Source organism: Streptomyces sp. NPDC000404 (assembly GCF_040300365.1).
In the GTDB taxonomy this organism is placed as follows: Bacteria; Actinomycetota; Actinomycetes; order Streptomycetales; family Streptomycetaceae; genus Streptomyces; species Streptomyces ramulosus.
On sequence record NZ_JBEPDN010000019.1, the window covers coordinates 1 to 21,424 of the forward strand.

The window sequence follows — 21,424 nt, forward strand, 5'->3', positions numbered from 1 at the left end:
CCCCTCTGTACCGACGCCCCGGGCGCCCCCCTCCCCTGGCCCCCGGCCGGGGGTTCGGGCGGGGGGGTGCTGGCCCTCGGCCGGGCGCCGCGCCCCGGACGGTGATCCGTCCGGGGCGCGCCCGCGGTCCGCGTGGCCCGCTCAGAGCGGTTGGGCGCTGGTGCCGCGGAGCCGGTCCCGGGTGTCGAGCAGCAGCGGTGACCAGCCCGGCAGCTCGTCGACGGGGATCACGCGGTGGTCCTGGAGCAGGATCGTCAGATCCGCCGTGGTCGCTGCCCGGCGCAGATCCGGCTCGGCGGGAACGGCCGTGCCGCCCGGAGCCCAGCCGTCGGCGAGCGGATCGTGGTACGTCACCCGGGCGCCGGCCTTGTCCAGCAGCCGGGCGAGCGGCGCGGCGGGCGTGGAGCGCAGATCGCGGCTGTCGCGCTTGTACGTCACCCCGACGAGCAGGATCCGGGAGCCGGCCAGCTCCTTGCCGGCGTCTGCAAGGAGCTGCCCGGCGCGGCGGACGACATGGGAGGGCATGGCGGAATTGATCCGCTGGGCCAGCTCGACGAGCGGCAGCGGGGAGCCGATCTCGCGCGCCCAGTGCGTCAGATAGGCGGGATCGACGGGAATGCAGTGGCCGCCGACGCCGGGGCCGGGGCGGAATTCCTGAAAACCGAAGGGCTTGCTGCCGGCGCAGTCGATGACGTTGGCGACATCGATTCCCCAGGATCGGGCGGTGACCGCGATTTCGTTGACCAGCGCGATATTCACGCTGCGGTAGACGTTCTCCAGCAATTTGGACAGCTCCGCCTCGCGCGCGGAACGGGCCCGGACGACGCGGTCGCACAATCGCCGGAAGAAAGCGAGGGCGGCGTCCGTGCAGGCGGGGGTGTAACCGCCGACCACGCGCGGGGTGTTCCGCACGCCGAAGGTCTCATTTCCGGGATCGATGCGCTCCGGTGAGAAGGCGAGGGAGAAATCCGGACCGGCGGTGAGACCGGAGGACTTCTCAAGGATCGCGCGGACCGGGCCGTCCGTGGTGCCGGGAAAGGAAGTGGATTCCAGAATGACGAGCGTGCCCGGCTTCAGATGTGCGCCCAGCGCCCGCGCCGCGTCCTTCACATGCGTCAGATCCGGCCCGCCCGCGTCGTCCAGCGGCGTCGGGACGCAGAGGACGGCGACGGACGCCTCAGCCAGCACGCCCGGGTCGGTGGTGGCGTGGAAGCCGGCCGCGCGCATGGCTGTGACCTCGGCTTCCGTGACGTCCGGCAGCGGTGAGCGGCCGGCTTCCAGCATCGCCGTCACGGCCGGATTCGTGTCCATCCCGGTGACCTGCATGCCCGCGGCGCAGGCTTCGCGCGCCAGCGGGAGCCCCGTGTAACCGAGACCGATCACGGCCAGTCTTTCCACCATCTCTCCTCACGCTGCGATGTCGTACGGAGTTTTTCGTACGGACCTCCGTACGATTCCCCGATTTTCGGCTCAACCTTAAGTGCCTGGAATCGCTCGAAGGGGGCGGCGGAAGAGGGTTCACCCAGATTGGTGAAAGTGCTCACTCTCGCTCGCGGTCACTCTTCATTCGGCCGATGATGGTCGCCGTTCGGCATTTGCGATCGACTCCTGTCGAAAGTGATCAATTGCCTTCGTGGGGGAGAGGGAGAACGTGGCCGAGAGGTAGCGTGACGGCTCGTCATGGGGTGAGACAACACGTTTTCCTTTCCGTCGGATGATTCGGCGGGGATACGTGCCGCCCGCCTTCCCGCCGGATGCCCGCACCGTACGGATTCCGGCCGAATTCCGCCGGGAAACGCGGGCGGCGGGGAGGGCATACCAGGAAAACGGCGCCCACCGGAAAAGGGAACGGTCCCCGGTCCGGGGCGCCCGGAACACACGAAGGAGGCACACCGATCGTGCTGCGCACCCTGCTCGTCGGGCTCGGCAGGTCCGGAACGGGACTCCACCTGCCGGTCCTGCTGCGCGCCCGCAGAGCCGAGCCCGGTCTCTTCGCCGCGGAGCCGGTCGTGGGCGTCGACCCGGTCCGCGCGCCCGCCGCCCCGGACGGCCTCACCGTCGCCGCCGATCTCCCGGACGCCCGCCGCCTCCTCGACCCGGAGCGGACCGTCGTCCACCTCTGCACCCCGCCCGCCGTCCGCGACGGCGTGCTGGAAGAGGTCGCGGCCCTCGGCTTCCGCCGCCTCGTCATCGAGAAACCCCTGGCCGCCGACCGCGCCGCGCTCCGCCGGGTGCGTGCCGCCGTCGACCGTCACCGCCTGGACGTCACCGTCGTCGCCCCCTGGCTGCACAGCACGCTGACCGACCGCCTCGCCGCGCTCCTCGGCGGCGGCACGCTCGGCGCCGTCCGGCACATCGGCGTCACCCAGCACAAACCCCGCTTCCGCCGCTCCCTGACCACCGCCGGCCACACCAGCGCCTTCGAGGTCGAGGTGCCGCACGCGGTCGGGGTGCTGCTGCGGCTGCTCGGCGACGCCCGCACCGACGAGGCCTCCTGGAGCGACGTCCGCCTCGGCGACGCCGTCGCCCCCCGCCTGGGCACCGCCCGGCTGCGCCTGGCCCACGCCACCGGCGGCCACAGCGAGGTGTACTCCGACCTCACCTCGCCCGTCCGCCGCCGCCGCATCGTCATCGAGACCGACCGCGCCCGGCTGACCGGTGACTACCCGGTCAGCGAGGACGACGACGTCGCCCAACTCCTCGTCGAACGCCGGCCCGGCGACGGCCCCGCGAGCGTCACCCGCGAACTCCTGCCCGACGACGCCCTCACCCGCTGCCTGGTCCGCGCCTACCGCCACGCCGCGGGCCGCACCGCCCCGGACGACGCGGCCCTGCCCGGCGGGCCGGGCGACCTCGCCCTGCACATCCGCACCGTCGAACTCCTCGACGACGCCCGGCGGCTGGCCGCCACGGCCCTGCCGCTGCCCGCCCGTCCCACCGACCGGAAAGAGGTGGCCGGTCATGCCGGCTGAGTCCGTCCGACCCACCCCCCACCCGCAGCCGGGACCGGGCACCGGATGGGCCGCGCCCGGCATCCGCTACGCGGGCATCGGCGACGAGGCGGCGCCGGGCGCGCAGGGGCAGCTCGCCGCCGTCCACGGCCTCGGCTGGCACGCCGTCGAACTCCGCTCCGTCGACGGCACCGCCCTCGCCGACCTGACGCCCGACGCCTTCGACGCTCTCGCCGGACGCCTCGCCGCCACCGGCACCGACGTCGTCTGCGTCGACTCCCGGATCGCCAACTGGAGCCGCCCGGCCACCGATCCGTTCGAGCAGGACCTCGCGGAACTGCGCACCCTCGCCGCCCGCTGCGCCACCCTCGGCACCCGCCACGTCCGCGTGATGTCCTACCCCGACGGCGGGCTCCCCGAGGACGAGTGGCGCCGCCGCGTCCTCGACCGGATGACCACCCTCACCCGCCTCGCCGAGGACCACGGCCTCGTCCTGCTCCACGAGAACTGCCACGGCTGGGCCGGCACCCGCGCCGACCGGATGCTCGCCCTCCTCGACCACGTGGCCAGCCCCGCGCTGCGCCTGCTGTTCGACATCGGCAACGGCGTCCCGCACGGCTACGACGCCCCCGCGCTGCTCGACGCCGTCATCGACCACGTCGCCCACGTCCACGTCAAGGACGCCACGGCCGGGCCCGACGGCGACATCGCCTACACCCTCCCCGGCCACGGGCAGTCCGGCGTCGCCGCCTGCCTCGGCGCCCTGGCCCGCCGCGGCTGGCAGGGCACCTGGTCCATCGAACCGCACACCCGGCTGCGCCCGCACGACGGCACCGACCACCGCGAGCTGGACGGCATCGCCGCGTTCACCGCGTACGGCCGGGCCCTGGAACGCCTGGTCGAGCGCGAGGTCCGCCCCGCGGCGGCCCCGGCGGAACACGGCGGCCGCCCGTGACCGCACCCCACCCGGCCCGCCTCGGCCCCGCCGACCGCGACCTGCTGCTCCGCCTCCTCGACACGCCCACCGCCGGACCGCTGGAGACCGGCGGCGACACCACCGGCGTCCGCCTGTGGGACGCCGGACGCGCCTACGCCGCGGCCGCCGCCCCGCTCGGCCTGGCCACCGTGCGCCACGCCGCCCCCGATCCGGTCGAACTCGACCTGGACGACGTGCCGCTGACGGTCCGCGAGGCCGCCGCCGGGCGCCCCGACTTCCTCGCCTGCCAGCCCTCCCTCGTCCTGCGGCTCGGGCCGCCGCTGCCGCGCGCCGACACCGTGATGTTCAACGTCCACCTCGACACCGTCGGCGGCTGGTGGCCCGCCTCCTTCGACGGCACCCGCTTCCACGGCCGCGGCGCCATCGACGCCAAGGGCCCGGCCGTCGCCCTCCTCGCCGGGATCCGCGCGGCCATGGCCCGCGACCGGGCCGTCGGCACCGACGTCGCCGTGCTCGTCCAGGCGGTCGCGGGCGAGGAGGGCGGCGCCATGGGCACCTACGGCACCCGGCCGCTGGTCCGCGAGGGGCTGACCGGCGCCCTCAACCTCTTCTGCGAACCGACCCGGCACCGCTGGCTGCCGCGCGCCACCGCCGCGATGACCGCCTGCATCCAGGTCGACGGCGCCGACGCGGTCGACGACTGCCCGGCCGCCGGCCACAACGCCACCGCGCTGCTCGGCCACCTCGCCCACCACCTCGCCACCGTCCTGCCCGGACGGGTGCCCGGCGCCGGTGTCTGCGTCGCCGGACTCCACACCGGCGTCAGGCACAACAAGGTCTACGGCACCGGCCGCCTGCTGTTGAACCTCTCCTACGGCACCCGCGCCACCGCCCGCGCCGCCGAAGCCGCGCTGCACACGGCCGTCCGGGAGGGGATCGCGGCCTTCCGGGCCTCGGCCGCCGCCGAACCCACTCTCGCCCGCACCGCCCGGGACGCCGCCGCGCTCACCACCGTCCGCTGGCACAAACGCGGCCTGCCGGCCCTGGACAGCCGCGCCACCTGGGCGGACGAGCTGCTCACCGAGGACGCCGGACTCACCCGCTGGCCGGACGGCGAACCGGCCTTCACCTGCGACGCGATCTGGATGGCCGACCTCCCCGACACCTGCACCGCCGTCCTCGGCCCCGGCGACCTCGGCGCCAACCGCGCCCACGCCGCCGGGGAGTTCGCCGACCTCGCCGACCTCGACCGCTACGCCGAGGAGATCGCCCGTGTCCTGACCGCCTTCGCCGCCCGGCGGCGCGCCCACCCCAGCGCGTCCCGCTGACCCCGTCCCGCCCACACACCGAGAGGACCCCCATGCCCCCGACCCCCGCCGCACCGGCCACCGGCCGCGCCCCGGACGCCGGCGCCGAGCGCGCCGCCGAGGTCCGCGTCCCGTACGGCCCGCTGCTCACCTTCACCACCGAGGTGCTGCGCGCCCGTGGCCTGCCCGACGGGCGCGCGGCCACCGCCGCCGAGGCGCTCTGCCACGGCGACCTCACCGGCTTCACCACCCACGGACTGACCAACCTCGCCCGGCTCTACCTGCCGCTCCTCGACTCCGGGCGCTGCGATCCGCGCGCCGAGCCGGAGACGGTCACCGACACCGGCGCCGCCGTCCTGCTCGACGCGCACCGCGGCCTCGGCCTGTGGGCCGCCGCCGAAGCGATGGACCTCGCCGTCGCGCGCGCCCGCACCCACGGCATCGGCATGGTCTCCGTCCGCGGCGGCACCCACTTCGGCTGCGCCGGATTCCATGCGCTGCGCGCCGTCGCGCACGGCATGATCGGCCTGGCCACCGCCAACTGCGGCCACCAGCGCCTCGTCCCGCCGCCCGGCGGCGCCGCCCCGATGCTCGGTACCAACCCGCTCGCCCTCGCCGCCCCGGCCGGCGACCACCCGCCGTTCACCCTCGACATGAGCACCACCGTCGTCCCCACCGGCCGCATCCGCGCGGCCGCCCGGGCCGGTGAAACGATCCCGCCGGGCTGGCTCGCCGACGCCGACGGCGCCCCCGTCACCGACCCCGCGGCCTACGACCGCGGCGAGGCCCAGCTGCGGTGGCTGGGCGGCGACCCGGAGCACGGCGCCCACAAGGGCTTCGGGCTCGGACTGCTGGTCGAGGTGTTGTCCGCGCTGGTCTCCGGCTCCGGGGTGGGCCCGCAGCCCGCCGCCGGGAAGAAGCCCACCGCCCGGCCCGACGACGACGTCGGCTACTTCCTGCTCGCCGTCGCCCCGGCCGCGCTGCGCTCCCCGGACGCCTTCGCCACCGCCGCCACCGGCCTCTTCGGCGCCCTGCTGGACTGCCCGCCGCACGATCCCGGCGACCCCGTCCGCTACCCGGGCTGGCACGAACAGCGCCGCACCCGCGAACGCACCGCCCACGGCGTCCCGCTGACCCCCGCGCTCCACGCCGAACTCCGCGCCGTCGCGGACGCCGCCGGCCTGGCGTTCCCCGCCGCCGTCCGCTGCGGAGGCGCCGTATGACACCGCTGCGCATCGGCATCATCGGACTGGGCGTCATCTCCCGCTTCTACCTCGCCGCCCTCGACCGCTCCCCGGAGGCGGACCTCGTCGCGGTCTGCGACCCGGACAAGAGCACCCACGACGGTCTGCCGCCGCACGTCGCCCGCCACACCGACCACCGGACGCTGCTGACCACCGCCGACGTGGACGCCGTCGTCGTCAACGTCCCCAACGACCTGCACTTCCCCGTCTGCCGCGATGCGCTCGCCGCCGGGCGTTCCGTCTGCGTGGAGAAGCCGCTGGCCAACAGCGTCGAGGACGCCCGGCAGCTGGTCACCCTGGCGCGGGAGCGGGGCGCCGTGCTCTTCACCTCCTTCCACCGCCGCTACAACACCGAGGTCCTCGCGCTCCGCGACCGGCTGCCCCGCGGTGTGCCGGTCGCCTCCCTGACGGTGCGCTACGAGGAGCTGATCGAGGAGCACGCCGGGCGGGACCGCTGGTACCTCGACCCGGCGCGCTGCGGCGGCGGCTGCCTCGCCGACAACGGGCCCAACGCCCTCGACGTCGCCCGCCTCCTCCTCGGCGACGTCCGCGTCACCGGCGCCGACCTGCGCCTCGACGCCCACGGCGTGGACCGCTCGGCGCAGATCCTGCTGGAGACGCCGGCCGGGGCCGCCATCCGGATCGTGCTGGACTGGTCGTACCCGGGCGAGCGGAAGACCGTCGAGGTCCGGCTCGCGGACGGCCGCACCGACCGCGCCGACATGCTCGCCGGGCACCCGGAGTTCAAGGGTTCGCTCTGGCACGAGTACGAGGGCGTGCTGCGGGAGTTCACCCGGTCCGTCCGCGCCGGGGTGAGCGGCGGCCCGACGGCGCCGGACGGCCTGGCCACGGCGGAACTCGTCGCCGACGCCTACGCCCGCGGCGCCCGGCAGGAGGTCCGCTCGTGAACCCGGCGGAGGACGGCGCCAAGCGGGCGGTGCACGGGCGGCTGGTGAAGGTCCTCACCCACCGCCGCGACGACCGCGGGATGACTCTGGAACCGTTCGCCTCCCGCTGCGTGCGGGCGGGCGAGGTCCATGAGCTGGTCACCACCGACCACACCGGGACCGACGCCGAGGGACCGGTGGACCGGGTGGGGTTCCTGGGCTTCGTGGAGCTGGGATGCGCCGGCGTCCTCGACCGCGGCGACACGGTCTGGGCCGACGGCCGCCGCATCGGCACCGTCCTCGGCTTCGACGCCTGCCACTTCCCCAACCACTACAACATCCTGCTCACCACACCCGCCCCACGCACCGGCCCCGAACTGGGGCTGGAGCCGGAGGCGGAGATCCGGTTCACGCAGTGACGGGGGCGGGCGGGGTGCGGGGCGGCAGGGCGTCCCGCACCCCGCCCGCGGCGGCAAGCCGGGCGCGCCGCGCCCCACCGTCTGCCACAGTGGGGCGCCATGACGGCAACGGACGTGAGGGACCCAGCGGTTGACGAGGCCGAGGCGCGGGCTGCGGAGGCCGTGCGCTGGTTGCTCGGCAGCGCGCGGAAGACCGCGGGCAACGGTCTCGCCTGGCCCGCCACGCCGTCCGACGGCGACACCGACCCCACGTTCTACAGCGGCACGGCAGGCGTCATCGCCGCACTCCTGGAGGCATGGCGGCACTTCGGCGACGACCGGTACGGCGACGCCGCCCTGCGCGCCGCCCGCAGCGTGTCCGCCGCCGTCGGCGACCAGGAGAACAACTCCCTGTACTTCGGGCTGACCGGTATGGCGCTCGCCCTCCGGGCGGTCCACGACGTACTCGGCGCCCCGGACGGAGCCGCGGTGCGCGCCCTGGACCTGGTGCGCGCACGGTTCGACGGCGCACGCTGGGGCGACTGGTTCGATCTGCTGGGCGGCAACGCCGGTATCGGTCTCGGGGCACTGGCGATGGGGGAGACGGAGCTTGCCGTCCGTGCGATGCAGCCCTATCTGCGTACGGCGGAGCAGACCCCGGCAGGCGTGCACTGGGAGGCGGAACGAGGCCGGGGACCCCGGTTCCACCATCTCTCGCACGGCACGCTCGGAATCGTCCACGGACTGGCCCACATCGGCCACGCCGCCGGTCGGGAGGATCTGCTCGCGGCGGCGCGGGCGGGCGCCGCGGACGTCGTGGCACGGGACGAGGCCGGTCCGGCCGGGTTCCTCGTCCCGCACTCCGATCCGCAGGACCATCCGGAGCTCACCCCGCGCCACAGCTACGGCTGGTGCCACGGCCCGTCCGGCGACGCCCAGACCTTCCGGCTGCTCCGGGACGTCCTCGGTGATCCCCGGTGGGGGATCCTCGCCGACAGATGCTGGTACACCGTGACCCGGTCCGGTCTGCCGCGTCGGCTGCGGCCCGGATTCTGGGACAACAACGGGCGGTGCTGCGGTACCGCCGGTGTCCTGGCGCTCGCCTGCGACCGCCTCGTCGAGCAGGACGACCGCCCCGGCTTCGCGCAGCTCCTCGTCGCGGATCTGCTCTCCCGAGCGACCTGCGACACCGGTGGGGCGCGGTGGTCCAACCTGGAACACCGGGCCGCCCCCGGCCTCCTCGCCCCGCGCACCGGCTGGGCGTCGGGCAGCGCCGGGATCGTGCGCGAGCTGCTCCGCCATGTGCGGATCCGGCGAGGAGGCGACCCCACGTACGCGGTCACCTGGCCGGATCAGCCGCCGGCGGTACGGCTCTCGCCGGGGGAGGCGGGGCAGCCGCGGACGCCGCCCCTCACCCCACCTCCGCCACCCCGAACTCCCCCATCGCATCCGTCAGCCAGTGCGTCAGATGGGCGGCGAACGAGGAGCGGGGGAGCAGGCGGTAGGTGTCGGGGGCGGGGTGCCAGAGGAGGAGGGGGACCTGGGCCAGGGCGGTGGTGACGGCGTGTCCCGGTGGGAAGGCGCGGGGGTGGAGGTCCGGGGCGCAGCCCTTTTCCAGGACGGGGCGGGCCGAGGGGCCGTGGAGTTCCAGGACGGTGCGCTGGGCGGAGACGTCGACGACCTGGCCCGGGGCGTCGCCCAGTGCCGTGTCCAGGGCGGTGAGCGGGGCCGGTTCACCGTCCTCGGCGACCAGCAGCCATTCGTCGGGGCCGAGCCAGAGCGCGGTGCCGTGGCTGCCGCGGGCCGTCTGGCCGCAGCGGGTGGGCAGCGGTGCGCCCAGTACCTTCGCGAGCCGGGCGGCGGCCGGGCCGTCGGGAGCGGCGCGCAGCGCGGTCATGGTCCGGCAGGGGAGTGCGGTCAGGGCCACCGCGCGCGGTCCGGTGACGGTGGCGGCGCGCAGCGCGCCGGTGAGACTCTCCAGCGGGCCGCGGCGCAGCGCTGCGGGGCCCGGTGCGGTCGGATCAGCCATCACGCCTGGTCCCTTCGGGGTCGTAGAGGACGGGGGAGGAGACCACCGCGGGCACCGGGGTGTCGCCGACGACGGCGAGGACCTCGTCGCCGATCCGGTCGCGTCCGCCCGCGAGGAGTGCCAGCGCGAACGGGTGCCCGAGTGCCGGGCTGCGGTAGGCCGAGGTGATGTGGCCCAGCATCGGTACCGGGCCGTTGTGCGGGGTCAGCGGGGTGTCCCGGTCGATGATCTGGGTGCCCTCCGGCAGCAGGGTGCGGCGGTCGGCGGGGATCAGGGCGACGAGGTGCCGGCGGTCCGGGCGGACGGTGTCGGGGCGGGACAGCGACCGCTTGCCGATGAAGTCCTTGTGGCGGGAGACGACCCAGTCCATCCCGGCGTCCAGCGGGGTGACGGTGCCGTCGGTGTCCTGGCCGACGATGAGGAACCCCTTCTCGGCGCGGAGCACATGCATCGCCTCCGTGCCGTACGGGGTGATGCCCTCGGGGCGGCCCGCCTCCTCGATCTGGTCCCAGACGGCCTGGCCGTACCACGCCGAGACGTTGATCTCGTAGGCGAGTTCGCCGGAGAAGGAGATGCGGCAGATCCGCGCGGGGACGCCGGAGGCGAGGCGGGTCTCGCGGACGGCCATGAATCCGAACGCCTCCCGGCTCACGTCTAGGCCGGGCGCGAGGCGGGCGACGACGTCGCGGGAGCGCGGGCCGACGACGGCGACGGTCGCCCACTGCTCGGTGACGGAGGTGCAGACCACGTCCAGCTCCGGCCACTCGGTCTGGAGCAGCTCCTCCAGCCGGTCGAGGACGGCGGCGGCGTTGCCGGTGGTCGTCGTCATGAAGTACCGGTCGTCGGCGAGGCGGAGGGTGACGCCGTCGTCGACGATCATGCCGTCCTCCCCGCACATCACGCCGTAGCGCGCGAAGCCGGGCCGGAGCTTCTTGAAGCCGTTGGTGTAGACGCGGTTGAGGAACTCCCCGGTGTCCGCGCCGCGGAGTTCGATCTTGCCGAGCGTGGAGGCGTCCTGGAAGGCGACGCCCTCCCGCGCCGCCCGGCACTCCCGCGCCACCGCGGCGTCCATGTCCTCACCGGGCAGCGGGTAGTAGCGCGGCCGCTTCCACTGCCCGACGTTCTCGAAGACCGCGCCGCGCGCCACATGCCCGTCGTGCATCGCGGTGCGGCGCACGGGGTCGAACAGCGCACCGGTCTCCCGGCCGGCCAGCGCGGCGAACGCGACGGGGGTGTACGGCGCCCGGTAGGTGGTGGTGCCCAGCGCCGCGGGGGAGTCCGCGCCCTGCAGCGCGGCGAGCACGCCGAGCGCGTTGACCCCGGAGGTCCGGCCCTGGTCGTGGCCGGTGCCGAGCGTGGTGTACCGCTTGATGTGCTCGGCGCCGCGCATCCCGGTGCCCGCGGCGCGGTGCAGATCCGCGACGGTCACGTCCCGTTGGAGGTCGACGAAGTGGGTGTCCCAGGCGGCCGGGTCGTCGCCGTCGCCGGGGATCAGCCACAGCGGCCGTACGGGCGCCGGGGCCTGCGGCCGGTGCGGCGGCGGCACGGTGGCCGCGAGCCCCGCGGCCGACGCGGCCAGCGCTCCGGCCCGGGCCCCCTCGGCGAGGCAGCCGGCCGTGTCGTAGGTGCCCCGCACCGTACCGGCCAGGTGCTGGCCGTCCACCGCGCTGCCGGGCACGAACGCGGCGCGGCCGGCGTCCCAGCGCAGGGCGCCCTGCCGCTGGCTGTGCAGATGCACCACCGGGCTCCAGCCGCCCGAGACGGCCAGCAAGTCGCAGGGCAGCGCCTCGCCGGGCCCGGTGGGACGGCCCGCCGCGTCGAGCGGGCGGACGGTGACCCCGTCGATCCGGTCGGTGCCCGAGGTGGCGGTCACGGCGCTGCCGGTGTGTACCGGAACCCCGGTGAGATCGGCGAACTCCCGTGCCGTTTCGGTGAGTTCGTGCCGCGAGTCGACGACGGCGGCGACCGCGCAGCCCGCCGCGGTCAGGTCAGCGGCGGTGGCGTACGCGCTGTCGCCGGTGGTCGCCACCACGGCGCGGCGGCCGGGCAGCACCCCGTAGTGGTGGAGGTAGGTGCGCACCGCGTGGGCGAGCATCACGCCGGGCCGGTCGTTGCCGGCGAAGACCAGCGGACGTTCGTGCGCGCCGGTCGCCAGGACCACCTGGCGGGCCCGGATGTGCCACAGCCGCTGCCGGGAGACGCCGGTGGGCGCGGCGGCCCCGAGGTGATCGGTGCGCCGCTGGAGCGCCAGCACGTAGTTGCCGTCGTACGCGCCGAAGGCACAGGTGCGGGTCAGCACCCGGACCTCCGGTTCCGCCTCCAGCGCCGCGCGGGTGGCGGTGGCCCAGGTCAGGGCGGCCGCCTCCGGGCCGTCGCCGGGCGCGGCCGCGAGCAGGGCGCCGCCGGTGTCCGGGCGGTCCTCGACCAGCAGCACCCGCGCCCCGGCCCGGCCCGCGGCGGCCGCGGCGGCGAGTCCGGCCGGGCCCGCGCCGATGACCAGCACATCGGTGTGCACGTACTTCTTGTCGTACACCGCGGGGTCCGGTGCGGGGTCGAGGCGGCCGCGTCCGGCGAGGGTGGTGGCGCGCAGTCCGTCGTACAGCTCGACGGTGGTGGCGGGCAGCATGCTCTCCGCGCAGGGGCCCTCGATCCGCAGGAGGGTGCCGGGGTCCTCGACGCCGGCGCCCACGATGCCGCGCGGCCGGCCGCGGTGGAGGGAGGGCGCGGTGGTGGTGCGGCCGTGGGCGAGCAGGGCGGAGGCGACCGTGTCGCCCGGGTGGCCGGTCAGCTCCCGGCCGTCGAGGGTGAAGCGGTAGGTGGTGGTGCGGTCGATCCGGCCGCCGCGTGGCAGCCGGGCCGGCTGGTCGGGCCGTCCGGTCATCGGGTCTCTCCGTCCGGTCGGGGAGCGGCGGCGACGTCCGGCCGCGGTTGGTCGGGGCGGTAGGTGGCGAGCACCGCGTAGGTGACGGTGTCCCGCACGGCGTGGAACCAGCGGCGGCAGCCGAGGCTGTGCACCCACCGCTCGGCGAACGGGCCCGCGGGGTTGTCGCGGAAGAAGAGGTACGCGGCCCACGCCTCGTCGTCGAGCGCCGCCGGGTCGGCGGGCCGGGCCACATGGGCCTGCCCGCCGTGGCGGAACTCGGTCTCGTCGCGCGGCCCGCACCACGGACAGGTCAGCTGGAGCACGAGGTCTCCTCTCAGTGGGCCACGGCGGCGGCGCCGTGTTCGTCGATGAGGGCGCCGGTGGTGAACCGGTCGAGGGAGAACGGCGCGTTCAGCGGGTGCGGCGCGCCGGTCGCCAGGGTGTGGGCGAAGGTCCACCCCGCGGCCGGGGTGGCCTTGAAACCGCCGGTGCCCCAGCCGCAGTTGACGAAGAGGTTCTCCAGCGGGGTGGTGCCGATGACGGGGGAGGCGTCGGGGGTGACGTCCACGATCCCGCCCCAGGTGCGCAGGACGTGCGCGCGGGCGAAGACCGGGAACAGCTCGACGGCGGCGGCCATCTGCCGCTCGATGACATGGAAGGCGCCGCGCTGCCCGTAGCCGTTGTAGCCGTCGACCCCGGCGCCCAGCACCAGTTCGCCCTTGTGCGCCTGGGAGACGTAGACGTGCACATGGTTGGACATCACGACGGTGGGGTGGACCGGCTCGTGGAGTTCGGAGACGAGCGCCTGGAGTGGATGGGACTGCACCGGCAGCCGGAACCCGGCCCGTTCGGCGAGGACGCTGCTGTGCCCGGCGACGGTCAGCCCCACCCGCCCGGCGTGGATCCGGCCGCGGGTGGTCGCAACGCCCGTGACCCGGTCGCCGTCGGTGAGGAAGCCGGTCACCTCGCAGCCCTGGATCAGATCGATGCCGTACGCGTCCGCGCTGCGGGCCAGCGCCCAGGCGACGTGGTCGTGCTTGGCGATCCCGGCGCGCGGCTGGTAGGTGGCGCCGAGGACCGGATAGCGGCTGCGGGGGGAGGTGTTGAGGATCGGGCAGACCTCGGCGATCTCGTCGGGCTCCAGCCAGTGCGAGTCGACGCCGTTGAGCCGGTTGGCGCCGACCCGCCTGGCGGAGTCGCGGACGTCCTGGAGGGTGTGCGCGAGGTTGAGGACGCCGCGCCGGCTGAACATCACGTCGTAGTCCAGCTCGGCGGGGAGCGTCTCCCAGAGCTTCAGCGCGTGCTCGTAGAGCGCGGTCGTCTCGTCCCAGAGGTAGTTGGACCGGATGATCGTGGTGTTCCGTGCCATGTTGCCGCCGCCCAGCCAGCCCTTCTCCAGGACGGCGACGTCGGTGATGCCGTGCACCGACGCGAGGTAGTGCGCGGTGGCCAGCCCGTGCCCGCCGCCGCCGACGATCACCACGTCGTACGAGGAACGGGGCTCGGGGTTGCGCCACAGGTGTGCGGGGTGTTCCGGAAGGGGGGTGCTCATCCGGCGGTTCCCTTCGAGTCGCGGGGGCGGGCGGCGGTGCCACAGGGCCGGGCCCCGCCGGGCCGCGCGCCCGCGCCGCCCCTCCGGACCCTTCTGACCTGCGCACCTTCCTGAAATTCAGCTGACGGTCGACTGATATATCAGTAGCTTGCGGTAACGTAGGGGACCGATCGGGAGCCAGTCAAGGGGGCGGGATGGAGCAGCACCGGGTGGCGGAGTCACCCCGCGACGCGGGGGAGCCCTCGCTCGCCGAACGCGCCTACCGGGCCCTGCGCGACCGGCTGATCATGCTGGAGATCCGCCCCGGCACCCCCATCAGCGAGGACCAGCTCGCCCAGTCCCTCGGCGTCGGCCGCACCCCCGTCCGCGAGGCCCTCAAGCGCCTCCAGTACGAGCGGCTGATCGCCGTCTACCCCCGGCGCGGCACCTTCGCCACCGAGGTCAACATCACCGATCTCGCCCATATCTCCGAGGTGCGGCGGGAGCTGGAGCCGATGGCGGCGGGGCAGGCGGCCCGCCGCGCCACCGACGCCCACCGCGCCGCGCTCACCGCCCTGATGGACGAGTTGGAGGGTGCCCCGGCCGCGCCCCGCACCCCCGGCGCGCTGATGCACCTCGACCTCCAGGCCCACCGCGCGGTCTACGCCGCCACCCGCAACCCGTACCTGGAAGACACCCTGGTCCACTACGACAACCTCGCCACCCGGGTGTGGTGCCTCTTCGTCGACCGGCTGCCCGGGGTGGCCGGACACATCGGGGAGCACGGTCCGCTGCTGCGCGCGGTGGTCGCCGGGGACGCGGAGAAGGCCGCGGCCCTCGCCGCGGCCCATGTCGAGGGGTTCGAACGCGCCATCCGCACCGCGCTCTGAAAGGCGCCGCGGCCGCCCGCGTGCTCAGGTCTCGTCGGCCGTGGGGATGCGGCCGGGCGGCTCCGGTTCGGCCGCGATGCGGCGCAGGAAGTTGCCGATGCCGAACTTGTAGACCGCGCCGCCGAGCAGACCGCCGCAGAGCGGGGCGACGATCGGCACCCAGAAGTAGAAATTCCCCCACTGGTCGCGCCAGGCGCCGCGGTAGCCGGTGAGGAAGCTGGCCAGGCGCGGGCCGAAGTCGCGGGCCGGGTTGATGGCGTACCCGGCGTCCGTGCCGAACGACATGCCGATCGCGACGACCGCCAGGCCGATGACGAATGGCGCCAGGTTCGCACCGGGCGGGCTGTTCAGCAGGTCGGTGAGGGCGAAGATCAGGATCAGCAGGACGGCGGTGCCGATGATCTGGTCGCGGAAGGCGCCCCACTCGTGGATGCCCGCCGCCGTCGAGCCGTTCCCCGGCAGCGTGGAGAAGATCGTCTGGGTCTTGATGCTGTGCGTCGGGTCGGCCCGCGCGATGACCTCGGTGTAGTTCCACCGCACCAGCAGCGCGGCACAGAACGCGCCCGCCGTCTGGGCCAGCGCGTAGGGCACCACCTTCGCCCACGAGAAGCCCTTGAACGCGGCGAGCGCCACCGTCACCGCCGGGTTGAGGTGGGCGCCGGTCATCCGCGCCGCGACATAGGCGCCGAGGGTGACGCCCAGGCCCCAGGCCCAGGCGATGCTGTCGTGGTCCCCGAGCCCGCCCTTGGGATCGGTCAGCGCGCCGCCGGCGTTGACCTGGGCGACCACACCGCAGCCGAAGAGGATGAGCACCATCGTGCCGAGGAACTCCGCGAGGAGTTCATGGATCAGCTTGGGTGTGCGAGGCGGTGCGCTCATGTCGGCGTCTCCCCGGCGTTCGGCGGTCACGCCCCGCCGGAGTGGAACGGGACGTCGCCCGATCGTCATCAGCCTCCGGCTCGCCGCGCCACCCGGCCCGCCGTCCACCGCCCGGATGATGGCCCGGTCGGGTGACCCGCTGCTCCGTCCGGGCACGCCGGCTTGCGGGCGGCGAATGCGCTTCGGGGGCGGCCGTTCCGGGCGGGACGCCGGGCCCGCCCGGAGCGCGACGACGGGGCGTGGTCCCCTGGACCACGCCCCGTCCGCGAAGCGCCGGCGCTCCGTTGTTCGTGCAGGTCAGCGGCTGTCCGCCGAGCGGCGCCGCCGGGCGTACGCCACCGCGCCGCCGCCGGCCACGACCAGCGCCGCCGCGCCCGCCGCGAGATACGGCGTGCCGTCCGCGCCGGTGTGCGCCAGCGATCCGCCGGTGACGCCCGCGGGCGCCGGATGGTTGGGCGTCGGCTGCTGCGGCGTCGCCGGGGTGGTGGGCGCCGACGGGGACGGCGACGGGCTGGGCACCGCGTTGTCCCACACCGTCACGGTCTGCCGCTCCCCGGCCACCGCCTCGATCTTCTGCGGCTTCTTGTCGATCTCGTACCCCTCGGGCGCCTTCGTCTCGACGACCCAGTACGTCCCGGCGGGCAGGTCGACCTCCTTTGACCGGCCGTCCTTCCCGGTGGTCACGGTGGCGACCACCGCACCCGGCGCGCCCTTGTCGTCGGCCCGGATCTCGTACGTGGCCGGGGAGGTGACCGCCTCGCCCGTGGCGCGGTCCTTCTTCACCGTGATCACCACCGCGGCCGGCTGGAAGCGGATCTCGCCGGACGCCGTGAGCGGCTTGCGCTCGGCCACGAAGTACACCAGCCGCTGCATCGGCTTGCCGTGCACGGTGCGGTCGGTGTGCCAGAACGTCGGCGAGTTCACCGACACCTCGGCGCCGAACGCGGCGCCCGCGCGCTCGCCCGGCTTGTCCGGCGTGAAGCGGAAGACCGCCTTGCCCTGCGCGTCGGTGGCGCCCACCGCGCCGGGCTTCGCCGGCTGCGCGACGTTGGTCAGGTCCGTGGTGTTCACCGTGACGCCCTCGGCGGGCTTCTTCCCCTGCGCGACCTTGACGGTCAGCTCCTTCTCCTGCGGGGTGCGCTCGTACGGGAAGGTCTTGCCGGACCCTTCGACGCTCAGCGTGTACGGCGCCGCGTCGACCGTCAGGATCTCCTTGCGGAGCCGGTTGAACTGCTCGACGACGGGGGCGGTGTCCACCGACGCGTCGCCGCCGTAGCCCGCCACCGCGTCCTTCGGCATGCCCTTGTCCAGCCACCGCTGCCAGGGGATCTTCTCGCCGTTGTAGCCGCTCTCGTCGATGCCGTCGTGGGCGGCGAGCGCCCAGGTCACCAGCGCGGCGGCGGCCGAGGTGTTGCGGCCCTCGACGGTGTCCGGCAGCTTGCCGTACCGCGAGGCCAGCTCCGCCAGCCGCGCCTTGGTGTCCTCGGACAGCTCCTTGGGCGCGTCGGTGCGCGTGTAGCCGTTGTCCTTGCCGTCCGGGCCGTAGAGCGCCACGTCCAGGCAGAGCGCGTGGCTGCCGTTGTCCAGGACGCGGGTGCCGGTCCACATCGCGGTGTGCTTGCCGGTCCGCAGATGCCAGCCGACGCCCTTGCCGCTCTCGTGCCCCGACCGGTCGGCGGCCGACGCCGCGGACGCCGGGAGCGCGGCGCCCACCACCCCCACCACCACGGACACCGCGCCCATGGCCGAAAGTCTCTTCATCCGAGCTGTACGCATGAAAGTCGAGCCCCCTCGCAATTCGGGCCGCCCGCGGGGCGGCGCGGCCCCTCCCGCCCGCGCGGCCGCAGCGCGAGGGGGCGGCGGCCGGCTGGTCCCGGCGCCGCCCGGCTGCGGCGCGGACTGCCACAGAAAAGTACCGCCATCGCGGTCATGTCAAAGGAACTTGGCACAATCAAGCGCATCCCGGCCATGGCGGGCACAAAGCCGCACGCCGCCCCCGCCCGGCCGGGCGCACCCCGCCGAGCTGCGGACCTTCAGCCGCGCGCCGTCCCGAGGGCGTCCGGTGCGCCGCCGCGGCCGTCCGCGGGCCGAGGCGCTCTCCGCCAGTGATGGCCAAAACCCGCCCGCGGCACGGGAGGCGCGGCACGGCTGCCGCTCCGCGGGCGGGCTCCCGGGGCCCGGTCCGATGCCCTGCGGCGGCGCCGCGGGCCGGTCAGTGCGGTGCGGTGCGGTGGCCGAAGAGGTGGTGGCGGTGGCGCGGTTCGCCGGGCGCCTGGCGGTCGTGGTGCTCGGCCCGCGCCCGCCGCGAGGAGCGGCCCGCCCCGGCCACCAGCAGCCCCAGACCCAGTACGGCCACCCCGCCGACGATCACCCCGAAGAGGAAGAGCGCACCCGCGGAGCCCGTCAGGTGGTAGCCGAACACCTTGAACGCCATGAGGAGTTCGTGTCCGGCGCCGACGTTGCCGACCACCGCGGCGACGCCGACGACGACCGCGGCGATCAGAAGGACGAGTCCGAGGATGACGAACATGAGGTGCTCCGATGCTGCGTTCCGCGTGCCGCCCGGGCTTCGTCTACCAGTAGCGCCGCCGCCTGCCGACGGCCCGTCGCCGGATCTCCGACACATGGAGCACGGCTCCCACGGCGGCCAGCGCGGCGCCGATGGCCCACAGCACCGTGATGCCCGTCACCAGGCCGATCGCCAGAAGGATCAGACCGAGAACGATCACGACGACCTCCCGGCGCTCGTACCGGGCCGTGCCCCGTGCCTGTGTGGTACCCGGCAGCGGTGGCGACAAACGGGTGTGAAGCGGGAGAAATGGTCGTGGTGGTCGGGGTGCGCGCGGCGCCCGGTCCGGCGGCCCCCGCCCGGCCGCCGGTCCCTCATCCGGCCGGTGGCCCCTCGCGGCTCCCCTCCGCCGTGGCGCCGCCCGCCGCCGCGTCCCCGCCGGACGTCGTACGGAACGCCGGGCGGTCGTCCTCGATCTCCACCCGGATCCGGTCACCGGCGGAGAGCGCGCCGTCGAGCACCAGCCGGGAGAGCGCGTTGTCGATCTCCCGCTGGATGGTCCGCCGCAACGGCCGCGCACCGTACTCCGGCCGGTGCCCGCGCCGGGTCAGCCAGTCGACCGCCTCCGGTGAGAACTCGATGGTCATGTCCTGCGCCCGCATCCGGCGGCTCGTCGCGTCCAGCAGCAGCGCGGTGATCTCCCGCAGCTGGGCGTCGGTGAGCTGCCGGAACACGATGATCTCGTCGAGCCGGTTCAGGAACTCCGGCCGGAAGTGCGTCCGCAGCGCCGCCATCGCCCGCTCCCGCGCCCCGTCGTCGCCGTCCCCGCCCGACGGGCCGAACCCGAGCGTGCCCCGGCCGCCGCTGAGCGCCTCCGACCCCAGATTGCTGGTCATCACGATGACGGTGTTCTTGAAGTCGACGGTCCGGCCCTGCGCATCGGTCAGATGCCCGTCGTCCAACACCTGCAACAGGATGTTGAACACATCGGGGTGCGCCTTCTCCACCTCGTCCAGCAGCACCAGCGCGTACGGATGGCGGCGCACCGCCTCCGTCAGCTGCCCCGCGTCCTCGTGGCCGACGTACCCGGGCGGCGCCCCGACCAGCCGGCTCACCGTGTGCCGCTCCTGGTACTCGCTCATGTCGAGCCGCACCATCCGCTCCTCGCTGCCGAACAGCGCCTCCGCCAGCGCCCGCGCCAGCTCCGTCTTGCCCACGCCGGTCGGCCCCAGGAACAGGAAACTGCCGATCGGACGCCGCGGATCGGCCAGCCCCGCGCGCGAGCGCAGCACCGCCTCCGACACCGCGCCGACCGCGTCGTCCTGCCCGATCACCCGCGCGTGCAGCCGCTCCTCCAGGCCCAGCAGCCGCTCGCGCTCCTCCTCGGTGAGATTGCTGACCGGGATGCCGGTCTGCCGCGAGATGATCTCGGCGATGTCCGCCGCGGTGACCTCCACGACCCGGTCGTCGCCCGGCGCCGGGCCGGTGCCCGCGCCGATCCGTTCGGTGAGCGCCGTGATCCGGTCCCGCAGCTCGGTGGCGCGCTCGTACTGCTCCGCCGCCACCGCCTGGTCCTTGTCCCGGGTCAGCTGCTCGACCTCGCGCTCCATGCCCCGTACGCCCGCCGCCTTGGTGCCCGAACGCAGCCGGACCCGGGCGCCCGCCTGGTCGATCAGATCGATCGCCTTGTCCGGCAGGAACCGGTCGGTCAGATACCGGTCGGACAGCTCCACCGCCGCCAGCAGCGCCTCGTCGGTGTACCGCACCTGGTGGTGCGCCTCGTAACGGTCCTGGAGCCCCCGCAGGATCTCCACCGCGTCCGCCACGTCCGGCTCCGGCACCAGCAGCGGCTGGAAACGGCGGGCCAAGGCGGCGTCCTTCTCGATGTACCGCCGGTACTCCTCCAGCGTGGTGGCGCCGATGACGTGCAGCTCACCGCGGGCCAGCGCCGGTTTGAGGATGTTGCTCGCATCCATGCTGCCGCCCTCCGAACCGCCGCCCGCGCCCACCACGGTGTGCAGCTCGTCGATGAAGACGATCAGCGCATCGGAGTGCGCCCGCACCTCCTCGATGATGGTGTTCAGCCGCTCCTCGAAATCGCCGCGGAACCGCGTCCCGGCGACCACGCCCGTCATGTCGAGCGACACCACCCGCCGCCCCGCCAGCGTCTCGGGCACCTCGCCGTCGGCCATCCGCTGCGCCAGCCCCTCCACGATCGCGGTCTTGCCCACGCCCGCGTCGCCGACCAGCACCGGATTGTTCTTGCCGCGCCGCGACAGCACCTCGACGGTCTGCTCGATCTCCGCCCCGCGCCCGATCACCGGATCGATCCGCCCGGCCCGCGCCAGCTCCGTCAGATCACGGCTGTACTTGTCCAGCGTCGGCGTCTCGTGCCGCGGCGGCGCGCCCGGCTCCGGCGGGGGCGGCGGATGGCCCGGGGGCAGGTTCCGCTCGGCGTGCTGCGCATCGATGCGGAAGACGTTCAGGATCCGCCCGGCCGCCGAGTCCGGGTTGGCCGCCAGCGCCTCCAGCACATGCTCCGGCCCGATGTACGACGCTCCGCTGCCCAGCGCCATGTCGTGCGCGCCCAGCAGCGCCCGCTTGACCGCCGGCGTCACCGCCACCCGCGACTGCTGCGGCCCCGTCCCCGCGCTGCGGTCGATGTCCGCGGCGAGCGCGTCGGGGTCCGCGCCGGACTGCCGCACCAGGCTGCGGGTGGGCTCCGCGGTCAGCGCGGCCCGCAGCAGATGCTCGGTGCTCAGCTCCGCACTGCCGTGATCGGCGGCGTACGTCGCCGCGGAGGTCACCAGATCGCGGGCGCCGGCGCTCATCAGCCGGGCGATGTCCGCCTGCATCGGCATCCGGCTGGAGCCGCCCGAACGGCCGAAGACGCGTCCCAGGAAGTCGCCGAACGGGTCCGGTTCGAAGCCCTCCGGGCCCATGAATCCGTCGCTCATCTGTGTCCGTTCCGCTGTCACGGTGCCGCGACATGCTGCCTG

Annotated in this window: 17 protein-coding genes and 1 pseudogene; 8 read left to right on the top strand and 10 right to left on the bottom strand. The window is 74.7% G+C overall.

The annotated features are described in order from the left end of the window. Nucleotides 1-141: 141 nt before the first annotated feature. Nucleotides 142-1,401: a nucleotide sugar dehydrogenase gene (locus ABT345_RS30230; RefSeq protein WP_345080780.1), complete on the bottom strand. Its 1,260-nt coding sequence runs from the start codon at nt 1,399-1,401 to the stop codon at nt 142-144. A gap of 497 nt (nt 1,402-1,898) precedes the next feature. On the opposite strand from ABT345_RS30230, the gene ABT345_RS30235 reads away from it, so the two are divergent. The 7 genes from ABT345_RS30235 to ABT345_RS30265 all read left to right on the top strand — a co-directional run bounded on the left by ABT345_RS30235 (nt 1,899) and on the right by ABT345_RS30265 (nt 9,284). Further along, entirely contained in the window at nt 1,899-2,972 is a 1,074-nt protein-coding gene (locus ABT345_RS30235; protein ID WP_345080777.1) for a Gfo/Idh/MocA family oxidoreductase, read from the top strand. Beyond that, nucleotides 2,962-3,906 carry a sugar phosphate isomerase/epimerase family protein gene (locus tag ABT345_RS30240; protein ID WP_345080774.1) on the top strand — a complete coding sequence of 315 codons (945 nt, stop codon included), beginning with the start codon at nt 2,962-2,964 and terminating at the stop codon, nt 3,904-3,906. The genes ABT345_RS30235 and ABT345_RS30240 overlap by 11 nt, the downstream gene beginning before the upstream one ends. Beyond that, nucleotides 3,903-5,216 carry a M20/M25/M40 family metallo-hydrolase gene (locus tag ABT345_RS30245; RefSeq protein WP_345080771.1) on the top strand — a complete coding sequence of 438 codons (1,314 nt, stop codon included), beginning with the start codon at nt 3,903-3,905 and terminating at the stop codon, nt 5,214-5,216. Before ABT345_RS30240 ends, ABT345_RS30245 begins: the two co-directional genes overlap by 4 nt. Before the next feature lie 32 nt (nt 5,217-5,248). Next, entirely contained in the window at nt 5,249-6,418 is a 1,170-nt protein-coding gene (locus ABT345_RS30250) for an Ldh family oxidoreductase (RefSeq protein ID WP_345080768.1), read from the top strand. Next, nucleotides 6,415-7,347: a Gfo/Idh/MocA family protein gene (locus ABT345_RS30255; protein ID WP_345080765.1), complete on the top strand. Its 933-nt coding sequence runs from the start codon at nt 6,415-6,417 to the stop codon at nt 7,345-7,347. The genes ABT345_RS30250 and ABT345_RS30255 overlap by 4 nt, the downstream gene beginning before the upstream one ends. Then, nucleotides 7,344-7,745 carry a DUF6917 domain-containing protein gene (locus tag ABT345_RS30260; protein WP_345080762.1) on the top strand — a complete coding sequence of 134 codons (402 nt, stop codon included), beginning with the start codon at nt 7,344-7,346 and terminating at the stop codon, nt 7,743-7,745. Before ABT345_RS30255 ends, ABT345_RS30260 begins: the two co-directional genes overlap by 4 nt. 99 nt (nt 7,746-7,844) lie before the next feature. After that, entirely contained in the window at nt 7,845-9,284 is a 1,440-nt protein-coding gene (locus ABT345_RS30265) for a lanthionine synthetase LanC family protein (protein ID WP_345080759.1), read from the top strand. Here the strand turns inward: ABT345_RS30265 and ABT345_RS30270 are convergent. From ABT345_RS30270 to ABT345_RS30285, 4 genes and pseudogenes are all read right to left on the bottom strand, one after another. Beyond that, nucleotides 9,220-9,753 (bottom strand): annotated as a pseudogene (locus ABT345_RS30270) (sarcosine oxidase subunit gamma); the annotation flags it as partial. The gene ABT345_RS30265 and the pseudogene ABT345_RS30270 overlap by 65 nt on opposite strands. Further along, on the bottom strand, nt 9,746-12,634 hold the full coding sequence (locus ABT345_RS30275; RefSeq protein ID WP_345080756.1) for an FAD-dependent oxidoreductase: 2,889 nt from the start codon (nt 12,632-12,634) through the stop codon (nt 9,746-9,748). The pseudogene ABT345_RS30270 and the gene ABT345_RS30275, both read right to left, overlap by 8 nt. Continuing rightward, the gene (locus ABT345_RS30280) at nt 12,631-12,939 is read right to left on the bottom strand and encodes a sarcosine oxidase subunit delta (protein WP_345080753.1); all 309 of its coding nucleotides are present in this window, start codon (nt 12,937-12,939) and stop codon (nt 12,631-12,633) included. Before ABT345_RS30280 ends, ABT345_RS30275 begins: the two co-directional genes overlap by 4 nt. 11 nt (nt 12,940-12,950) lie before the next feature. Next, entirely contained in the window at nt 12,951-14,168 is a 1,218-nt protein-coding gene (locus ABT345_RS30285) for a sarcosine oxidase subunit beta family protein (protein ID WP_345080750.1), read from the bottom strand. Nucleotides 14,169-14,362: 194 nt separating this feature from the next. Between ABT345_RS30285 and ABT345_RS30290 the strand changes: the two genes are divergently transcribed. Further along, the gene (locus ABT345_RS30290; protein ID WP_345080747.1) at nt 14,363-15,037 is read left to right on the top strand and encodes a GntR family transcriptional regulator; all 675 of its coding nucleotides are present in this window, start codon (nt 14,363-14,365) and stop codon (nt 15,035-15,037) included. A 24-nt stretch (nt 15,038-15,061) separates the two neighbouring features. On the opposite strand, the gene ABT345_RS30295 is transcribed toward ABT345_RS30290, so the two are convergent. From ABT345_RS30295 to ABT345_RS30315, 5 genes are all read right to left on the bottom strand, one after another. Further along, nucleotides 15,062-15,916, bottom strand: coding sequence for an MIP/aquaporin family protein (locus ABT345_RS30295; RefSeq protein WP_345080744.1), 855 nt, complete (start codon nt 15,914-15,916; stop codon nt 15,062-15,064). A gap of 297 nt (nt 15,917-16,213) precedes the next feature. Beyond that, complete coding sequence (locus ABT345_RS30300) at nt 16,214-17,659, bottom strand: SpaA isopeptide-forming pilin-related protein (RefSeq protein ID WP_345080742.1); 1,446 nt, start codon at nt 17,657-17,659, stop codon at nt 16,214-16,216. A gap of 469 nt (nt 17,660-18,128) precedes the next feature. Beyond that, entirely contained in the window at nt 18,129-18,446 is a 318-nt protein-coding gene (locus ABT345_RS30305) for a hypothetical protein (protein WP_345080738.1), read from the bottom strand. Between the two features lie 43 nt (nt 18,447-18,489). Continuing rightward, nucleotides 18,490-18,645 (bottom strand): hypothetical protein, encoded by a 156-nt coding sequence (locus ABT345_RS30310; protein ID WP_345080735.1) that lies wholly within the window; start codon nt 18,643-18,645, stop codon nt 18,490-18,492. Nucleotides 18,646-18,799: 154 nt separating this feature from the next. Beyond that, nucleotides 18,800-21,382: an ATP-dependent Clp protease ATP-binding subunit gene (locus tag ABT345_RS30315; protein ID WP_345080732.1), complete on the bottom strand. Its 2,583-nt coding sequence runs from the start codon at nt 21,380-21,382 to the stop codon at nt 18,800-18,802. Nucleotides 21,383-21,424 lie beyond the last annotated feature (42 nt).

What these genes read in the sequence shown, in the direction of transcription:
- ABT345_RS30290 (WP_345080747.1), top strand. Translation starts at nt 14,363, where the DNA reads ATGGAGCAGCACCGGGTGGCGGAGTCACCCCGCGACGCGGGGGAGCCC.
- ABT345_RS30315 (WP_345080732.1), bottom strand. Translation starts at nt 21,382, where the DNA reads ATGAGCGACGGATTCATGGGCCCGGAGGGCTTCGAACCGGACCCGTTC.
- ABT345_RS30305 (WP_345080738.1), bottom strand. Translation starts at nt 18,446, where the DNA reads ATGTTCGTCATCCTCGGACTCGTCCTTCTGATCGCCGCGGTCGTCGTC.
- ABT345_RS30240 (WP_345080774.1), top strand. Translation starts at nt 2,962, where the DNA reads ATGCCGGCTGAGTCCGTCCGACCCACCCCCCACCCGCAGCCGGGACCG.
- ABT345_RS30255 (WP_345080765.1), top strand. Translation starts at nt 6,415, where the DNA reads ATGACACCGCTGCGCATCGGCATCATCGGACTGGGCGTCATCTCCCGC.
- ABT345_RS30250 (WP_345080768.1), top strand. Translation starts at nt 5,249, where the DNA reads ATGCCCCCGACCCCCGCCGCACCGGCCACCGGCCGCGCCCCGGACGCC.
- ABT345_RS30295 (WP_345080744.1), bottom strand. Translation starts at nt 15,916, where the DNA reads ATGAGCGCACCGCCTCGCACACCCAAGCTGATCCATGAACTCCTCGCG.
- ABT345_RS30230 (WP_345080780.1), bottom strand. Translation starts at nt 1,401, where the DNA reads ATGGTGGAAAGACTGGCCGTGATCGGTCTCGGTTACACGGGGCTCCCG.
- ABT345_RS30265 (WP_345080759.1), top strand. Translation starts at nt 7,845, where the DNA reads ATGACGGCAACGGACGTGAGGGACCCAGCGGTTGACGAGGCCGAGGCG.
- ABT345_RS30275 (WP_345080756.1), bottom strand. Translation starts at nt 12,634, where the DNA reads ATGACCGGACGGCCCGACCAGCCGGCCCGGCTGCCACGCGGCGGCCGG.
- ABT345_RS30300 (WP_345080742.1), bottom strand. Translation starts at nt 17,659, where the DNA reads ATGGGCGCGGTGTCCGTGGTGGTGGGGGTGGTGGGCGCCGCGCTCCCG.
- ABT345_RS30285 (WP_345080750.1), bottom strand. Translation starts at nt 14,168, where the DNA reads ATGAGCACCCCCCTTCCGGAACACCCCGCACACCTGTGGCGCAACCCC.